This is a genomic window from Pseudomonas luteola NBRC 103146 (assembly GCF_002091675.1).
In the GTDB taxonomy this organism is placed as follows: domain Bacteria; phylum Pseudomonadota; class Gammaproteobacteria; order Pseudomonadales; family Pseudomonadaceae; genus Chryseomonas; species Chryseomonas luteola.
Map to the genome: position 1 here is coordinate 194,007 of NZ_BDAE01000006.1, position 16,373 is coordinate 210,379.

Below are 16,373 nucleotides of genomic sequence, written 5' to 3' on the forward strand. Positions count from 1 at the left end.
CCCTTAAGGCGGGTCCTCCCATACAGGCGGGGCTGGATCCCGCCATAACAATAAATACGCCTGATCAGCCTTGCGGAGTATGTCGCGATGAGCGAGCTCCTGACTGTCCCTGTATCATCGCCTACCGTGCTGCTCGTTGATGAAGACCCCAGCACCCTCTCTCACCTTGAAGCTTTACTAGCCAGCCTGAGTTGTACGGTTTATGCCGTCCATAATGGGCCAGAAGCGCTAGCACTACTGGATCAACACCCTATTGATTTGGTTATTTCCGACGCGCTTATCGCAGGTGTGGATGGCGCCTCCTTTATGGCTGCCGTACAAGCGCGCAACCCCGGCTGTTTGCGTATTCTACTGACCAGCCAGCCAGACCTTGCCACATTGATCGATGCCATAAATGCAGGCGAGATCTATCACTATTTCAGCAAGCCATGGCACCCTGAGGAATTACGGCTGAATGTGCAGAAAGCACTTGCCTATCAGCAGGCACGACATGAGCGGCATCGGCTCGAAGCGCTTACTCGAGACCAGAACGCTCAGCTTCGCCAACTTAACGAGACCCTGGAAAGACGGGTCGAGGCACGTACTGCCGAGCTTCAGCAAACGGCAGACATGCTCGATCTCTCTTTCGCCGAGCTGCATCGCAGTTATGTCACCAGTACGGAAGTCTTTTCCCTACTTATCAACCAGCGACTGCCCAAGGACAAGCAAGCGAATGCGCAAGTTATCGCCTTGATACGTGCCTACTGCGAGCAATATACGTTCGATGAGAGCACCATGCGTGTCTTGTCAATGGCGGCTGCGCTATACAACATTGGAAAACTGCCGTGGAGCGATGCGCTGATTACCACGCCCTACGAACACCTGCATCCCAACGAGCGAGAAACCTACCGTCATTATCCAGCCAAGAGCGAATCCCTATTGATGGCGCTTGAGCCTTTGCAGGATAGCGCTCACCTGATTCGTCATCATCAGGAGCGCTGGGACGGTAACGGTTTTCCAGATCACCTCAAGGGTGAGGCAATTCCGTTAGGCGCTCGGTTACTCAAGCTTGCCATCGACTTCGTCGAGCTACAGCTGGGCTTGGTCATGGATAGACGCCTGAGTCACGATGAGGCGTTGCTATTCATACGTAAATACGCAGGCAAACTGTACGATCCTGAACTCGTAGAACCCTTCATCAAGACCTGCATACACTGTCTGCCCCACGTACGAATTGGTGATCCTAATATCCATGCGCTGAGCACACACCAGCTCAGGGCCGGCATGATCCTGGCAAGCAACCTTCATGCTGATAACGGCATGCTGTTATTGAATGAAGGTAAGGTGCTGACCTTGCCTCTGATTGATAAATTGATCGCATTCGAAGAAATCGAAGGCGGACATTACACAGTGCTTGCCAGGCTTCCTGCCCAAAGAGACTCGGCCGCATAAGCGGCCGGATCCTGGCTTACCACATCAGATCGTCAGGAATCTGATACGCCGCGTATGGATCGTCCGCATCTGGCGCTTCATTCTGCACATTGAGCAACACGACCCGACGCGGGTCACGCTCCTGGATGCGCTCAGCCGTTGCGCGGGGTACTACATCATAACGGCCTTCGTGTCGCACGATCCCCAGGCTACCCTTGCTCAACTTCTCACGCATCAAGGCATTGACCGGGACGCGCTTGACCTTCTTCTCATCAACGAAATTATAGTAATCGTCGCTTTCAAGCTTTGGCAGGCGACTCCCTTCGATCAACTGCTTGATCTGAGCCTGCTCAGCCTTGCGCCGCTTCTTTTCTTCCTGTTGACGATTAAGCTCCTGATCCCGGGCAAGCTTTTCAGCCTGGGCCTGTTGGGCAGCCAGTCTCTGGGACTCATCCTTCTCAGCCTGCCCGCGGTGCTCCATACGGGTTTGCTTCTGCTTTTGCTTGGTAGCCTGCTTGGCTTGTTTCTCGTTGACCAAACCCGCCTTCAGGAGCTGGTCGCGCAAAGACATACTCATGGGTGCAACTCGTTCTAAAGCCCGTCGGGCGGGCATGTTACGTTAAAAGACGCATAGTACCCGGACGGTCGGCCCCTAGGCCAGCCGACAATCGGAATCGTCAATGTTCGCCAACCATCCTGTGCATTGATTTTGCGCAGTGCAAGCATGGGTATAGAGTGAAATAATCACCACCATACAGTCAGCGCGTTAATATTGGCACACTACGCCACTGAAATGCTTAGCCTGCTAACCAGCTCAACCTGAAAAGCCGAGCCCCATGATTACCTTTATTATTCTTGCCCTATTCGTTGCCAGCGTACTGTTCGTACATCTGCGCGGCCGCTCACGCCTGCCATTCCTGCGTCAGCTGGTCAATCATTCTGCGGTCTTCGCGCCCTACAATTCCCTGATGTATCTGTTCTCTAGCGTACCCTCCAAGCCTTACCTTGATCGTGAGCGTTTCCCGGAACTGGATGTGCTCAAGGACAACTGGGAGGTCATTCGTGAAGAGGCCATGCACCTGTTCGACGAAGGCTATATTCGCGCCGCCGAGAAAAACAACGATGCGGGCTTTGGCTCTTTCTTCAAGAAGGGTTGGAAGCGTTTTTACCTGACCTGGTATGGCGAGCCGCTGCCTTCAGCCCAGACGCTCTGCCCCAAGACCGTCGAACTGGTCAGTCGCATCCCTAATGTAAAAGGTGCCATGTTTGCGCTGCTGCCCGGCGGCAGCCATCTGAACCCGCACCGTGATCCCTTCGCCGGCTCCCTGCGCTACCATCTGGGACTTTCGACTCCCAATTCGGATGCCTGCCGGATCTACGTAGATGGCGAGCCTTACGCCTGGCGGGATGGTGAGGACGTCATGTTCGACGAGACCTTCGTGCACTGGGTCAAGAACGAAACGGAGCAGACGCGGGTCATCCTGTTCTGCGATATCGAACGTCCGCTCCGCTCGCGTCTGCTGACTGCCATCAACCGTCGCGTCAGCCATTTCCTGGGCAGCGCCACTGCGCCTCAGAACGTTGATGGAGAACGTGTAGGCGGTATCAACCAGGCCTATGCCTTCAGCAAGCGCTTCGGTGATGCCTTTGGTGGCATGGTTCGCAGCTTCAAGCGTCGCCACCCCAAGGCATACAAGGTGCTCAAGCCTGTACTGGCCATCCTGGTCTTTGTCCTGCTGTTGAAGTGGATATTCGGCTGATCCATCTGTGCCAAAGCGCTTAACGGGGCGCTTTGGCCGCTCGTTCCTTCGCCTTGGCAGCATCCCATAACGCATCCAGCTCTTCCAGCTCACATGCTTCCGGACGCTTACCCTGCTCGCGCAACGCCTGCTCGATAAAGCGGAAGCGCCGCTCGAACTTGCTGTTGGCACCGCGCAAGGCATTTTCCGGATCGACCTTGAGATGGCGGGCCAGGTTGGTCACTACAAAGAGCAGATCGCCAACCTCCTCGGTAATGTGCTCATGATCCTGCTCGGCCATGGCCTCGATAACTTCGTTCAGCTCTTCGTGCAGCTTGTCGATGATGGGTTCTGCGGCCGGCCAGTCAAAACCTACTCCAGCTGCACGCTTCTGTAGCTTGGCCGCACGAGACAGCGCTGGCAGCACAGCAGGAACGTCATCCAGCAGAGAGAGCTGCTCTGGCGCCTCGGCCTTTTCGGCACGCTCTTGCGCCTTGATTTCCTCCCAGCGCTGCTTGATGGCTTCTTCACTCAGACGGGGCTGATCCAGAGGGCCATAGAGATCGCCGTCGGGGAATATATGCGGGTGGCGCCGCACGAGCTTGCGGGTAATGCTGTCTACGACGTCTGCAAACAGGAACCGGTGTTCTTCCTTGGCTAGCTGACTGTAGTAGACGATCTGAAACAGCAGATCCCCCAACTCATCACGCAGCTGCGCATAGTCGCCCTGCTCGATGGCATCGGCCACCTCGTAAGCCTCCTCGAGCGTGTGCGGGATGATGCTGGCGTAGGTCTGTTTGAGATCCCAAGGACACCCATGCTGCGGATCACGCAGTCGGGCCATGAGATGAAGCAGATCGTCGAGGCTATACATAGGTCGTCCTTACAATCGAAATACGGTCAATAAAAAGGGCGAGCTTACGCTCACCCTTTCATGGTCATACACGGCTCCGGCGGGGCTCAGGTGGCACGATTACGACGGGCTTCTATGATGTTAGGTAGCTGGGAGACACGTCCCAGGAGCCTCCCCAACGCATCCAGCCCTGGAATCTCGATGGTAAGCAACATGTTGGCCGTGTTCTCTTCCTTGTTGGAACGCGTGTTGACTGCCAATACGTTGATGCGTTCGTTGAGCAGCACTTGCGAGACGTCACGCAGCAGCCCCGGGCGGTCGTAGGCCTTGACCAGGATATCCACCGGATAGGTTTGGACGGGCACCGGCCCCCAGCTGACCTGAATGATACGCTCGGGCTCACGACTGGAAAGCTGCAGCGCATTCTGGCAATCCTGACGGTGAATGGTGACGCCACGGCCCAGCGTGATGTAGCCGACAATGGGATCACCCGGCACCGGTTGGCAGCAGCCGGCAATCTGAGTCAGCAGATTGCCCACACCATTGATCTGTACATCGCCCCGCTTGCCCGACTTGTGCGGAGACGGCTTGCGCTGCAGGAGATCAAGTGGATCGGTCTCCTTCTCTGGCTCGACCAGCTGCTGAGCCGCATGCATGACATGGGCAAGACGCAGGTCACCTGCTCCCAGGGCAGCCTGCATATCCTCTGCATTCTTGTAATTGACCTTTTCGGCGAGCGTGTTGTAGTCCACCGGCGGTAGCGCCAGACGAAGCAACTCTCGATCGATCATGGCCTTCCCGGCAGCCACATTCTGATCACGGGCCTGGAACTTGAACCAGTGAACGATCTTGGCCCGGGCACGCGAGGTCATTACATAGCCCAGGTTCGGGTTGAGCCAGTCACGACTGGGTGAACCCTGCTTGCCGGTAATGATTTCTACCTGCTCACCTGTCTGCAGCGTGTAATTGAGTGGCACGATGCGGCCATTAATCTTGGCGCCCCGACAGTTATGCCCGATTTCAGTGTGCACACGATAGGCGAAATCGAGTGGAGTAGCGCCCTTGGGCAAATCGATAGCATGCCCATCCGGTGTAAATACATAGACCCGGTCAGGTTCGATATCTACCCGCAGCTGCTCGGCCAGGCCACCGATATCACCCAGCTCCTCGTGCCATTCCAGCACCTGCCGGAGCCAGGAGATTTTCTCTTCATAATGGCTGGATGCCGATTTGACATCCGTCCCCTTGTAACGCCAATGAGCGCACACCCCCAGCTCCGCCTCCTCATGCATGGCATGAGTACGGATCTGCACCTCAAGCACCTTGCCTTCAGGGCCGATCACCGCCGTATGCAACGAGCGGTAGCCGTTTTCCTTGGGGTTGGCAATATAGTCGTCAAATTCCTTGGGAATATGGCGCCACAAGGTGTGGACGATCCCCAAGGCGGTATAACAGTCGCGGATTTCAGGAACAAGCACACGAACCGCACGAACGTCGTAGATCTGGCTGAAATCCAGACCTTTTTTCTGCATTTTTCGCCAGATCGAGTAGATATGCTTCGCACGACCGCTGATATCCGCCTTGACACCCGTCGCAGCCAACTCCTGCTTGAGCTGCTGCATGACATCGGCAATGTACTGCTCGCGATCGAGCCGGCGCTCGTGCAGCAACGTGGCGATCTGCTTGTACTGAATCGGCTCCAGGTAGCGGAAGGACAAATCCTCCAGCTCCCATTTGATGTGGCCAATTCCGAGGCGATGCGCCAACGGTGCATAAATATCGAACACTTCACGCGCGACGCGGTTGCGGCGTTCATCCGTGGCGTTCTTGACCGCCCGGATCGCACAGGTACGCTCGGAAAGCTTGATCAAGGCCACGCGGACATCGTCCACCATGGCTACCAGCATGCGGCGCAGGTTATCCACCTGGGCCTGGGTGCCCAGCACCATTGATTGCCGCGGATTGAGACTGGCGCTGATCGCCGCCATACGCAGCACGCCTTCAATTAGCTTGGCCACAACCGGGCCGAAACGCTTGCCAGCTTCTTCCAGGCTCGCCTTGCCTTCGCGTACGGCGCGGTAGATCAGCGCGGCGACAAGGGAATCCTGATCCAGTTTGAGATCTGCCAGGATCTCCGCCATCTCCAGCCCCGTCTGAAAACTGGAGGTACCCGGAGCCCACAAGTGTTCGGAGGGTGCAGCCTCTGCTTCGGCCGCACGAGCGAATTCGCATGCTTCCAGCAAGGCCTGACGCTCGAAGTTCGGGTCCATGCTCTGGACGTGATCAAGCCATGCCTCGATGTTGATGCTGCCATCATTATTGACGGGTTGATGCGCTCTGACCTGTACCATCTTACGTTCCTCGGCGCTATTTATTGCGCCGTTTAAGTCCAGCCATCAACTGGCCGATTACGCGAGGTTCAGGCTAAACGAAAAAACACGTATTCAGGTGATCTGCGAGTGCTCGGAATGTAAAAGGCCATTACAGTCCCGAATACAGTCACACCGGACTCACCCTCATTCATTACTTTTCGCTAGACCTGCCCCTACCTCGCTACAAACAAAACCATCGCCTCGACATGCGCCGTCTGCGGGAACATGTCCAGGATTCCAGCCCGCACAGGAACATACCCCTGACGAACCAGTTCGCCTGCATCCCGTGCCAATGTAGCGGGATTACAGGACACATAGAGCACACGCTGTGCACCCAATTGCTTCATCTGCTGCACTACGGCCAACGCGCCATCACGTGGCGGGTCCAGCAATACGGATGAAAAGGTCTGGCCAAACCATGGCGCATCGATAAGCGGCTTCGACAGGTCTGCCTGGAAAAAGTGCGCGTTATCCAGGCCATTGGCCCGGGCATTTTCACTCGCGCGCTCCGCCATGACGGAAACGCCTTCTACGCCAACCACGGCATGCACATGCTGCGCCAATGGCAGGGCGAAATTGCCAAGTCCGCAAAACAGATCGAGCACCCGCTCATTCGGCTCCGGCGCAAGCCAGTCAAGCGCCTGTGCAATCATCGCCTCGTTAACCGATGCATTGACCTGTACGAAATCACCCGGACGGTAGGCAATCGTCAGGTTCCATGGCTCCAGTCGGTAGCTAAGTGCTGCCTCGGGCTCGTCGGGATACGGCTCACCTTCAGCCTGCCACCAGAGCTGAACCGAGTGCTCCGTGCAGAAATGCCGCAGATGATCGCTGTCACGCGGCGAGAGCGGACGCGTGACCCGCACCAGCATGGCGCAGGCCGTCCCTTGAAACAGCTCGACGTGACCAATGGCTTGCGGCTGCTCCAACCCGACAAGTAAAGCCGGTAGCGCCCTGGCGATAGGCTGCAATGGCTCAACCAGCACACCACAGGCCTCCAGCGGAACGATATCCTGGCTGGCAAGCGCCCGAAATCCAACATCCAGGCGGCGAGCCTTGGCATCCCAGCGCACCGCGATGCGTGCACGACGCCGATAGCCCAGCTCTGGGCCATGCAGTGGCGCAGCCCATTCATTGGGCGTCATGCCAGCAAATCGCTGTAGTTGCTCGGCCAATGTACGCTGCTTGAGTGCCAATTGAGCCTCATGCGGAATGTGCTGCAGGGTGCAGCCACCGCAACGGCCAGCCATGGCGCACGAAGGCAGGCGTCGTTCGCCACTGGGCTCAAGCACCCGCTCCACACGCGCCTCAACCACCTGGCTTTTGGCAGACAACACACGTGCCTCAACCGTTTCCGATGACAAGGCACCCGAAACGAACCAGGTCCGACCTTCGAGATAGGCGATACCCCGGCCATCATTGGCCATCTTCTCAATGGTCAGGCGCTGTTTCTTGCCGACCGGAACCGACGAGGCCCGGCTACCGCCGCTCGGCTGAAAACGCAGCCCTTTTGCACGCATACTGTTCTCTTGAATCAAACCCGCGTTTAACGCGGATCATAAACACCAGTAGAAAGATAACGGTCACCACGATCACAAATGATCGCCACGATGACTGCATTCTCAACTTCTTTGGAAATACGCAGCGCAGCCGCTACGGAACCACCCGACGATACGCCGCAGAAAATACCCTCTTCCCGGGCCAGACGGCGCATCACGTCTTCCGCCTCTTCCTGGCTCATGTCGACAATACGATCCACACGCGTGGCATCGAAAATCTTTGGCAGGTACTCCTGCGGCCACCGGCGGATACCGGGAATGGCGGCACCTTCGCTCGGCTGCAGTCCGACGATCTGCACCTCAGGATTCTGCTCCTTCAGGTAGCGCGACACGCCCATGATGGTACCGGTGGTACCCATGGAACTGACGAAGTGCGTGATGCTACCGCCGGTCTGCTGCCAGATTTCAGGGCCGGTCGAGCTGTAGTGGGCAGAAGGGTTGTCCCCATTGCCGAACTGATCCAGCACCTTGCCCTTGCCCTCGGCCTGCATACGGGTCGCCAGATCACGCGCACCCTCCATGCCTTCTTCGCGACTGACCAGGATCAACTCGGCGCCATAAGCCGTCATAGCCGCCTTGCGCTCAGCGCTGGAGTTATCCGGCATGATCAGAACCATGCGATAACCCTTGATGGCTGCAGCCATCGCCAGGGCAATGCCCGTATTGCCCGAGGTCGCCTCGATCAGTGTATCGCCCGGCTGGATGTCACCGCGCAACTCGGCACGCGTGATCATCGAAAGGGCTGGCCGATCCTTTACCGATCCGGCCGGATTATTGCCTTCCAGCTTGACCAGCAGGGTATTGGATGTCTCACCGGGCAGGCGCTGCAAACGCACCAGCGGTGTATTGCCGACGCAGTCGGCAATGGTCGGATACTGCACGCTCATGGAATTCGCTCGGTTCCGCTGCCTTTGAATAGGCCTCTATGATACCGGCAAATGAGGGGCGTTCCCTAATCCCATGATGCGCGGGATGAATAAAGGCGATATCAGGTCGTCTTTTCCGCAGCCTCTGGCCGTGAGTTGACACCACGACTCCAGCATTTTCGGCCTGTTTACTCCCGCGGAGAACCGTTTAGCGACCATCCGCCACAAAATCGTCCCGGCAATCGAAACAAGTGTTTTACACTTTCCCCATTGTTGCTCTGGAGACGGGTAAGTGCTGAACGAGTTGGGAATCAAGGGCCGCATCCTGCTGCTGAGCCTGCTACCGACGTGTGTCATGGCGATGGTGCTGGGCGGTTACTTCAGCTGGGTTCAGCTATCCGACATGCGGACGGTGCTGGAAGAGCGCGGCCAACTGATCGCCGAACAGCTTGGACCACTGGCCGCGCCTGCCCTGCTTCGGGATGACCGGGTCCTGCTCCAGCGCATTGCCCAGGATGTACTTGATCAGGCCGATGTACGGGCTGTCGAGTTCATCAGTGCCGACCAGAAAATCCTGGCCCATGCCGGCCCTCGTATGACAATCGCCATTCGTAACGACGATGGCGAGACCGCCAGCCTGCGCAGCGGCCTGGATGTCACACACTTCCATCTACCCGTTCAGGCCCGGCATCTCAAGCTCATTACCGGTGAGGTCAACATGCCCAGCTCGCACCTGCTGGGCTGGATCGATATCGAGCTGTCTCACCACGCCACCCTCCTGCGCGGCTACCGCAATCTGGTGATCAGCCTCCTTTTGATCATCTTCGGTCTCTGCCTGACAGCCGTGGTGGCCGTCCGTATCGGTCGCAGCATCAATCATCCCCTGCGCATCATCAGCGATGGCGTAGGTCATCTCAAGGACGGTCAGCTGGAAACCCGCCTGCCTAAAGACCTTGGCAGTTACGAGCTGGATACCTTGGCGGACGGGATCAACCGTATGGCCGAAGCCATGCAGAACGCCCAAGAGGAAATGCAGAACAACATCGACCAGGCCACGGAAGATGTGCGGCAAAACCTGGAAACCATCGAAATCCAGAACATCGAGCTGGATCTCGCCCGCAAGGAAGCCCTGGAAGCCAGCCGGATCAAGTCCGAATTCCTGGCCAATATGAGTCATGAGATCAGAACGCCCCTCAATGGCATCATCGGCTTTACCAATCTGCTGCAAAAAAGCGAGCTGACGCCCCGGCAGCAAGATTATCTCGGCACTATTCAGAACTCTGCTGAGAGCCTGCTGGGCATCATCAATGAGATCCTGGACTTCTCCAAGATCGAAGCCGGCAAGCTGGTTCTGGAAAGTATTCCCTTCAATCTGCGCGACATGATTCAGGACACCATGACCATTCTGGCGCCAGCTGCGCATGAAAAGCAGCTGGAACTGGTCAGCCTGATCTACCGTGACACTCCGGTCCATCTGGTAGGTGATCCCCAGCGCCTGCGCCAGGTGTTGACCAACCTGGTCAGCAACGCCATCAAGTTCACTCACGAAGGCACTATTGCTGTCCGCGCCATGGTGGAAGATGAAGACGATGACCATGCCCAGCTACGGATCAGTGTTCAGGACTCAGGCATTGGTCTCTCCGAGCAAGATCGGGACATGCTTTTCCAGGCCTTTACCCAAGCAGATAATTCACTCTCCCGACAGGCGGGGGGCACCGGCCTGGGTCTGGTCATCTCCAAACGTCTCGTCGAGCAAATGGGCGGCGAAATTGGACTGGAGAGCGAGCCCGAGGAAGGATCCGAGTTCTGGATCACCATAAACTTGCCCAAATCGCGCAATCCGCTGGAAACCCATCGCCGACTGGCCTTTGCCGGCCGCCGCGTAGGCCTTGTGGAACCACACGAGCTGACACGCCAATCGCTACGTCATCAGCTAGAAGATTGCGGTTTGGAGGTGGTCGAGTTCGAGACGCTTGAGCAGCTGACGGAAGCCGTTTCCAGGCAGCGGAAAAGCGAGGCCGCCATCACGCTGGCCGTGCTAGGGGTAAGCTCCAGCATCCTGCCACCTGATCTACTGACTGAGCGCGTCTGGCAGCTGGAGCGGCTGGACTGTAATTCGTTGATCTTCTGCCCCACGACCGATCAGTCCGTGTTCCATGCAGCCTTACCAGATGTGCATTGCCAATTGCAGGCCAAGCCCGCCTGCAGCCGTAAACTGGAACGCGCCGTCGGTGAGTTGCTCAATCAGCGGCCGACTCGTCCTGAAAATACTGCCCATACCCGAATTGACCGCGCACCTCGCCTGCTCTGTGTTGACGATAACCCCGCCAACCTGCTGCTGGTCGAAACGCTTCTTACCGACCTTGGCGCTGAGGTCACGGGTGTCGACAGTGGTTATGCCGCTGTCGAGGCGGCGCAGAGGGAGCGCTACGACCTTATCTTCATGGACGTACAGATGCCTGGCATGAATGGCCGACAGGCCACTGAAGCGATTCGCGCCTGGGAGGTGGAAAGCGAACATCCGCCGGTACCTATCGTGGCATTGACTGCCCACGCCATGTCCAACGAGAAGCGGGCCCTGCTTCAGGCAGGCATGGATGATTACTTAACCAAGCCCATCAGTGATCGGCAGCTCGCCCAGGTGGTGCTCAAATGGACTGGTCTGCGCCTTCAGCAAAACGATACTCAGGAGATGAGCCCGCTGTCCTCTTCCGGAGCGGACATTGCCAATCTGGCCATATTGGATGAAGACGAAGGGCTGCGGCTGGCCGCAGGCAAGGCCGATCTCGCCAGTGACCTGTTGTCCATGCTGCTCGCCTCGCTGGCAGCTGACCGGCAAGCCATCCGCTCGGCCCGAGAGAATGGTGACCGCATCGGCCTAATCGAGCGGATCCACCGCCTGCATGGCGCAACCCGCTACTGTGGAGTTCCTCAGTTACGAGCCGCGTGCTATCAGAGCGAGACATTGCTCAAACAAGGCGCCCCTACTTCATCGCCCATTCTGGACGAGCTTGATGCCGCTATCGTGCAGCTTTCGACCATGTCCAAAACACCTATTTAACGGAGTGATGCCAATAGGCCAACTCAGTGTTCAAGGTTTCACTCCTTTGTAAACACTATATAGTAGGCAGCTATCTTTTCGATAAACGGCGTTCATTCCGTGGCGCCATTATCGTGACACCTTAAATCCGGTATGCGATATTCGCCGCCGCTTAACTGTCAGACAGGCTATCTATAGTGATTCATCGGCTCCGACGTTTTTTATTGTTGGATGAATCCAGACAAACCCCAACACCTGACTTTATCTGGAAAACCAGCACGCTGCGTGTACTGGCGCTCAGCAGTATCGTGCTGGTTGCCCTTATTTTCATCCACTGTACCTATCAGGCACTAGAGGCTGGTCGCCCTTACGTTCTGATAATGGAAGCCGTCTTTCTTGGCGCCTTCTTCAGCCTCTTCGCTTTCAGATCACGCTCCTATCGGCTTAGCGGTACGGTCTTGATCTTCGTCCTATACGCACTCGGTTTGTGTAGCCTGTTCTTCGTCGACTACAAGCAGGCCAAGGCTGGCATCCTCATCATTTATGCCACACCGCTGCTGGCGCTGATCTTTTTCAACTGGCGCGTTTATCTAGTGCTGTGCGTCGCCAATCTGCTGCCTCTTTACCTCTTGTTGAGCGACACCCCCATACCTCATCTGTTTGGCATCAACCTGTCGTTGAGCTACACGCGCAACTACCTGCATTTGCTTCTGTTCATGCTGTTCAACGTGTGTATTCCGCTTGCCATTGCTCGTCTCATAACTACCTTGGCCAATGCGCAGCGACGCCAGCGTCAGCTCAATCAGGCGCTGCAATACAGCCAGCAACTTTACAATGAGGTGTTTTCCCACCTGGGCGCCTTTCTGCTCTGCCGAAGCGATGGACTGATCCTCAAACTCAATGACGAAGCGGCTGCCTTGCTGGGGCTACCAGCGCGGGTAATCGAGAGTCAGGTTTATTTGGGCAATCTAGTACGCAATGAACAAGGTGAGCCGGTCAAACTGGTTCCGGACGACTCCCTACAGGAATGGCAGGTCCAGGGTAGAACTAAACCTCGCTGGCTCAATCTTCGTATCAGCCAGCCGACATCCAATCAGAATGTACTGGTAAAACTGCGTGACATTACCCATCTGCATGCTTTGCAAAGCGAACTGCGTAACTCCGAGCGCCTGAGCATTCTGGACCCGCTGGTAGGCGTACTGAACCGCAGCGGCGCCATCAAGCGACTGGAGCAGGCGATTGGCCAGGCGGGCTCGAAGCCACTGGCCGCGCTGACCATTCGCCTTCCTCACCTGACTTACATCAATACCAAGTATGGCCTGGACGTCGGCGATCAGTACCTGCAAGCCTTTGCGCACCACCTGAGTCGCTTGCCACGAAAGAATCTGGTAGCTCGCCTCAAGGGCGCCACGTTTCTGGTGGTTCTCACCGAGCTGGACAGCATCGAAATCGGCCTTGATCGGCTACATGAACTCAAGAGCAGCCTACCTCCGCATTTGCAGATCGACCGACATGTTATTGATGTGGCGCCTGATCTTGGAACCGCGTTCTATCCTCAGGATGCGACCAATGCGCTGCAATTGATCGAGCGTAGCAGTCATGCGCTCAAGAATCCCCATGGCGATACGCTGCTACCCACCTATGACTCCACCCTGGCGCAGCGCACGTTCGAGCGAACTGAGCTGTTGCTGGAGCTGAGAAAGGCCATCGAAACCCGCGCCCTTTTTCTTCACTATCAACCTCGGGTCGATGCTCAAGGCAACCTTCACAGTGTGGAAGCGCTGGTACGCTGGACGGACCCCAACGGCTGCCCCGTTCCGCCCGATCAGTTTGTCGCCATAGCCGAGGAAAGTGGACTGATCCATACGCTGGACGCCTATGTTCGTGATATGGCATGTGCCCAGATTGCACGCTGGAAACGCGACCTAGGTACCGCGCCACTGGTAGCAGTCAACCTGTCCGCTCAGGAAGTCGCAACGGAAGGTCTGGCCGAAAAGTTTTCCGGCTGCCTGCAACGATACGGGCTGACCCCTCATGACCTGGAAATCGAAATCACTGAAAGCAGCCTGCTTCATGAAAACGAAACCACGCTGACCAACCTCAAGACCCTCGAAACCAGCGGCTATCGACTCACCATGGATGACTTTGGCACTGGCTATTCGTCACTCAGCCGCCTGACCCACTTGCCTATTTCGAGCCTGAAGATTGATCGATCCTTCCTGGCCGACGTTCCTGGCAGCGAGCGCCAGGAAACGCTGATCAAGACCTTGATCGCCCTGGCGCGCCTGATGGATCTGAAAGTCGTTGCCGAAGGGGTGAAAACCAATGAACAACTGGCGCTCCTGGATAGCCTGGGATGCGATCTCTACCAGGGTTACCTGTTCTCCCGTCCGGTCGATGCGTCCACGTTGACCGAGCGGTATCTGGCGCCCGGGTTACTCTTCAAAGAGTGACAATTGGCGGGCGCCCTCCCGCAAATCGATCAGTCTTACCCCTACGCCCAACAGGCGAACCGGCTTGCCTCCCCGCATGAAGGCCTGGGTCAGAAGCCGTCGATAACTATCGATATCCCGCCCAGCCCCGGCCTGCTCAAGGGTGGTTTGGGTAAAGTCGTGAAACTTGACCTTGACGAAAGGTTTTTCCGGCCGGTAATGGGTATCCAGTCGGCCAAGCCGCCCAGCCAGCTCTTCAAGCAAAGCGGGCAGCTGGGCCGTACAGGCGGCCAGATCAGGCAGGTCATGCTCGAAGGTGTTTTCAACACTGACCGACTGACGTCGGCTATCCACCTGGACTGATCGTTCGTCAATTCCCTGAGCCAGATTCCACAGCCGCTCGCCAAACAGACCAAACTCCTTGATTAATGCAAGGCGTCCCCACTCCAGCAACTGCTCGCACCGCTCGATCCCCAGGCGAGTCAGCTTTTCAGCCGTCACCTTGCCTACGCCATGCAACCGGGCAACAGGCAGAGTAGCCACAAACGCGGCCACTTCTGGTGGGGTAATAACAAACAGCCCGTTCGGCTTGCGCCAGTCGCTCGCAATCTTGGCCAGAAACTTGTTTGGCGCCACACCAGCTGAAACAGTGATATGAAGTTCTTCCCACACACGTCGGCGAATCTCCTGCGCAATTCGGGTTGCACTGCCGGAAAAATGCGGACTGTCCGAAACGTCGAGATAGGCCTCATCCAGGGAAAGCGGTTCGATCAAATCGGTAAAATCACGAAATATCGTATGGATCTGACGCGATACCGCCTTGTAGACATCAAAGCGCGGGCGCACAAAGATGATGTCGGGGCACAGCCGCTGGGCTTGATGGGAGGCCATTGCTGAACGCACCCCGTATGCACGCGCCTCATAATTGCAGGTTGCGACCACGCCACGCCGATCGGGAGTACCACCCACGGCGATTGGCCGGCCTACCAGGCGAGGGTCGTCACGCATCTCGACGGCGGCATAAAAACAGTCGCAATCGATATGGATGATTTTTCTCTGCGTCATACCCTCATGCTCGACAGGTTCGCTAACACCGCTGCGCCTGTATTATGCGCTATACGCCCTTACCCACCCAGCGGTTCTCCGAAACTTTAGCGGCCTCGCGACACTCGGAATTCTAGAACATTACGATAACCAGGAGCCGCCATGACTGATCGTACGGATAAACTCGACAAGTCCCATGACCATGATCAGGTCGCTAAACGCGACGAAGCTCATGCACAGCGCAAGCTACCCGAAGAGGCGGTAAGCGATCTGGAAAGTCCTGAGCCTGGCACGCATACCATCGACAAGGTCATCACCCCGGTATCGAATAAGGAGCTGGACAGTCAGGTCGGTGAGTTGAACCGTAAGCTGGATGAGGTCGAGAAAAAGCTGGATAAATAAACCTTACAATAGGCTGATAGTGTGGGCCCTGACTACCACCGTCTCCTGACGAAACCGGGTCTCGAGCGAGGCCCGGTACTGCTGCCACCACACCTGCTCCAGCGCGTCGGCCATCACCTCATAAATGATCAATTCATCCCGTACCGTATGGCTTTCGTCTTCCTGCCATAGTCCTTTCGCCGGAGCCTGGCTGAATGCCGTCAACCCGCCAAACTTTTCAACAAGCTCATTGCGCACCTCACTAAATAGCGCTTTAGGGAGATCGCGGCCATCGTTGTCATAAAGGGGCAGCAGCAATTGGATCAGGTACATGGTCAGCCTCTCGAATAAATAAAGGTAGCGGCATAGAGCGTCTTGAAAGCTAAGACCATGAACGGTTTGAATCGGCACATATAAATAGCAGCGCCCCGATAGTCGAGGCGCCGCAATAACGATCAGAGACAGGCAAGGAAACCTGCCCGCCTCCCTATCGTTAGATTCTGAAGCTTGAAACGAGCTGATCGAGGCGATTGGCCTGTTGCTCCAGGGCATGGCAAGCGCCCAGGGTCGCGTTCAGGTTTTCCACGCCCTGCTGGTTGAGCGAGTTAATCTCGGTAATGTCGACATTAAGCGACTCCACTACCGCGCTTTGCTCTTCCGTAGCGGCCGCCACCGAC

Annotated in this window: 13 protein-coding genes; 5 read left to right on the forward strand and 8 right to left on the reverse strand. The window is 56.7% G+C overall.

Translation table 11 applies throughout. The annotated features are described in order from the left end of the window. Positions 1 to 87: 87 nt before the first annotated feature. Positions 88 to 1,431 carry a response regulator c-di-GMP phosphodiesterase, NosR family gene (gene nosR, locus PLU01S_RS10000; protein ID WP_074827797.1) on the forward strand — a complete coding sequence of 448 codons (1,344 nt, stop codon included), beginning with the start codon at positions 88 to 90 and terminating at the stop codon, positions 1,429 to 1,431. 16 nt (positions 1,432 to 1,447) lie between these two features. Here the strand turns inward: nosR and PLU01S_RS10005 are convergent, their stop codons facing one another. Continuing rightward, positions 1,448 to 1,987 carry a DUF2058 domain-containing protein gene (locus PLU01S_RS10005; RefSeq protein WP_010797461.1) on the reverse strand — a complete coding sequence of 180 codons (540 nt, stop codon included), beginning with the start codon at positions 1,985 to 1,987 and terminating at the stop codon, positions 1,448 to 1,450. 259 nt (positions 1,988 to 2,246) lie between these two features. Between PLU01S_RS10005 and PLU01S_RS10010 the strand changes: the two genes are divergently transcribed. Next, entirely contained in the window at positions 2,247 to 3,170 is a 924-nt protein-coding gene (locus PLU01S_RS10010) for an aspartyl/asparaginyl beta-hydroxylase domain-containing protein (RefSeq protein WP_074827799.1), read from the forward strand. A 19-nt stretch (positions 3,171 to 3,189) separates the two neighbouring features. Here PLU01S_RS10010 and mazG read toward each other — a convergent pair whose 3' ends face one another. The 4 genes from mazG to cysM form a co-directional block, all read right to left on the reverse strand. After that, positions 3,190 to 4,023, reverse strand: a complete 834-nt coding sequence (gene mazG, locus PLU01S_RS10015; protein ID WP_074827801.1) for a nucleoside triphosphate pyrophosphohydrolase — start codon at positions 4,021 to 4,023, stop codon at positions 3,190 to 3,192. Between the two features lie 86 nt (positions 4,024 to 4,109). Further along, positions 4,110 to 6,353 carry a GTP diphosphokinase gene (relA, locus tag PLU01S_RS10020; RefSeq protein WP_010797458.1) on the reverse strand — a complete coding sequence of 748 codons (2,244 nt, stop codon included), beginning with the start codon at positions 6,351 to 6,353 and terminating at the stop codon, positions 4,110 to 4,112. Between the two features lie 194 nt (positions 6,354 to 6,547). Next, complete coding sequence (rlmD, locus tag PLU01S_RS10025) at positions 6,548 to 7,894, reverse strand: 23S rRNA (uracil(1939)-C(5))-methyltransferase RlmD (protein WP_074827804.1); 1,347 nt, start codon at positions 7,892 to 7,894, stop codon at positions 6,548 to 6,550. Between the two features lie 26 nt (positions 7,895 to 7,920). Then, positions 7,921 to 8,820, reverse strand: coding sequence for a cysteine synthase CysM (gene cysM / locus PLU01S_RS10030; RefSeq protein ID WP_010797456.1), 900 nt, complete (start codon positions 8,818 to 8,820; stop codon positions 7,921 to 7,923). A gap of 271 nt (positions 8,821 to 9,091) precedes the next feature. Here cysM and PLU01S_RS10035 point away from each other — a divergent pair, with 271 nt between their 5' ends. Together PLU01S_RS10035 and PLU01S_RS10040 are read left to right on the forward strand one after the other, a co-directional pair. Then, complete coding sequence (locus PLU01S_RS10035) at positions 9,092 to 11,860, forward strand: ATP-binding protein (RefSeq protein ID WP_074827806.1); 2,769 nt, start codon at positions 9,092 to 9,094, stop codon at positions 11,858 to 11,860. Between the two features lie 176 nt (positions 11,861 to 12,036). Next, positions 12,037 to 14,292 (forward strand): putative bifunctional diguanylate cyclase/phosphodiesterase, encoded by a 2,256-nt coding sequence (locus PLU01S_RS10040; RefSeq protein ID WP_074827808.1) that lies wholly within the window; start codon positions 12,037 to 12,039, stop codon positions 14,290 to 14,292. On the opposite strand, the gene dinB is transcribed toward PLU01S_RS10040, so the two are convergent. Continuing rightward, the gene (gene dinB, locus PLU01S_RS10045) at positions 14,275 to 15,336 is read right to left on the reverse strand and encodes a DNA polymerase IV (protein ID WP_010797453.1); all 1,062 of its coding nucleotides are present in this window, start codon (positions 15,334 to 15,336) and stop codon (positions 14,275 to 14,277) included. The two genes, PLU01S_RS10040 and dinB, sit on opposite strands and share 18 nt — an antisense overlap. Positions 15,337 to 15,477: 141 nt before the next feature. Here dinB and PLU01S_RS10050 point away from each other — a divergent pair, with 141 nt between their 5' ends. Beyond that, positions 15,478 to 15,717: a hypothetical protein gene (locus PLU01S_RS10050; RefSeq protein ID WP_010797452.1), complete on the forward strand. Its 240-nt coding sequence runs from the start codon at positions 15,478 to 15,480 to the stop codon at positions 15,715 to 15,717. A 3-nt stretch (positions 15,718 to 15,720) separates the two neighbouring features. Here PLU01S_RS10050 and PLU01S_RS10055 read toward each other — a convergent pair whose 3' ends face one another. Together PLU01S_RS10055 and PLU01S_RS10060 are read right to left on the reverse strand one after the other, a co-directional pair. Beyond that, a complete protein-coding gene (locus PLU01S_RS10055; RefSeq protein ID WP_074827811.1) occupies positions 15,721 to 16,029 on the reverse strand; it encodes a hypothetical protein in 309 nt (102 codons plus the stop codon). 160 nt (positions 16,030 to 16,189) lie between these two features. Further along, positions 16,190 to 16,373 (reverse strand): hypothetical protein (locus tag PLU01S_RS10060; protein ID WP_425326530.1); only part of this gene is annotated, 184 nt, incomplete at its 5' end.

Bases quoted from the DNA above. Each gene is read 5' to 3' on its own strand.
- nosR (WP_074827797.1), top strand. From the start codon at position 88: ATGAGCGAGCTCCTGACTGTCCCTGTATCATCGCCTACCGTGCTGCTC.
- PLU01S_RS10005 (WP_010797461.1), bottom strand. From the start codon at position 1,987: ATGAGTATGTCTTTGCGCGACCAGCTCCTGAAGGCGGGTTTGGTCAAC.
- PLU01S_RS10010 (WP_074827799.1), top strand. From the start codon at position 2,247: ATGATTACCTTTATTATTCTTGCCCTATTCGTTGCCAGCGTACTGTTC.
- mazG (WP_074827801.1), bottom strand. From the start codon at position 4,023: ATGTATAGCCTCGACGATCTGCTTCATCTCATGGCCCGACTGCGTGAT.
- relA (WP_010797458.1), bottom strand. From the start codon at position 6,353: ATGGTACAGGTCAGAGCGCATCAACCCGTCAATAATGATGGCAGCATC.
- rlmD (WP_074827804.1), bottom strand. From the start codon at position 7,894: ATGCGTGCAAAAGGGCTGCGTTTTCAGCCGAGCGGCGGTAGCCGGGCC.
- cysM (WP_010797456.1), bottom strand. From the start codon at position 8,820: ATGAGCGTGCAGTATCCGACCATTGCCGACTGCGTCGGCAATACACCG.
- dinB (WP_010797453.1), bottom strand. From the start codon at position 15,336: ATGACGCAGAGAAAAATCATCCATATCGATTGCGACTGTTTTTATGCC.
- PLU01S_RS10050 (WP_010797452.1), top strand. From the start codon at position 15,478: ATGACTGATCGTACGGATAAACTCGACAAGTCCCATGACCATGATCAG.
- PLU01S_RS10055 (WP_074827811.1), bottom strand. From the start codon at position 16,029: ATGTACCTGATCCAATTGCTGCTGCCCCTTTATGACAACGATGGCCGC.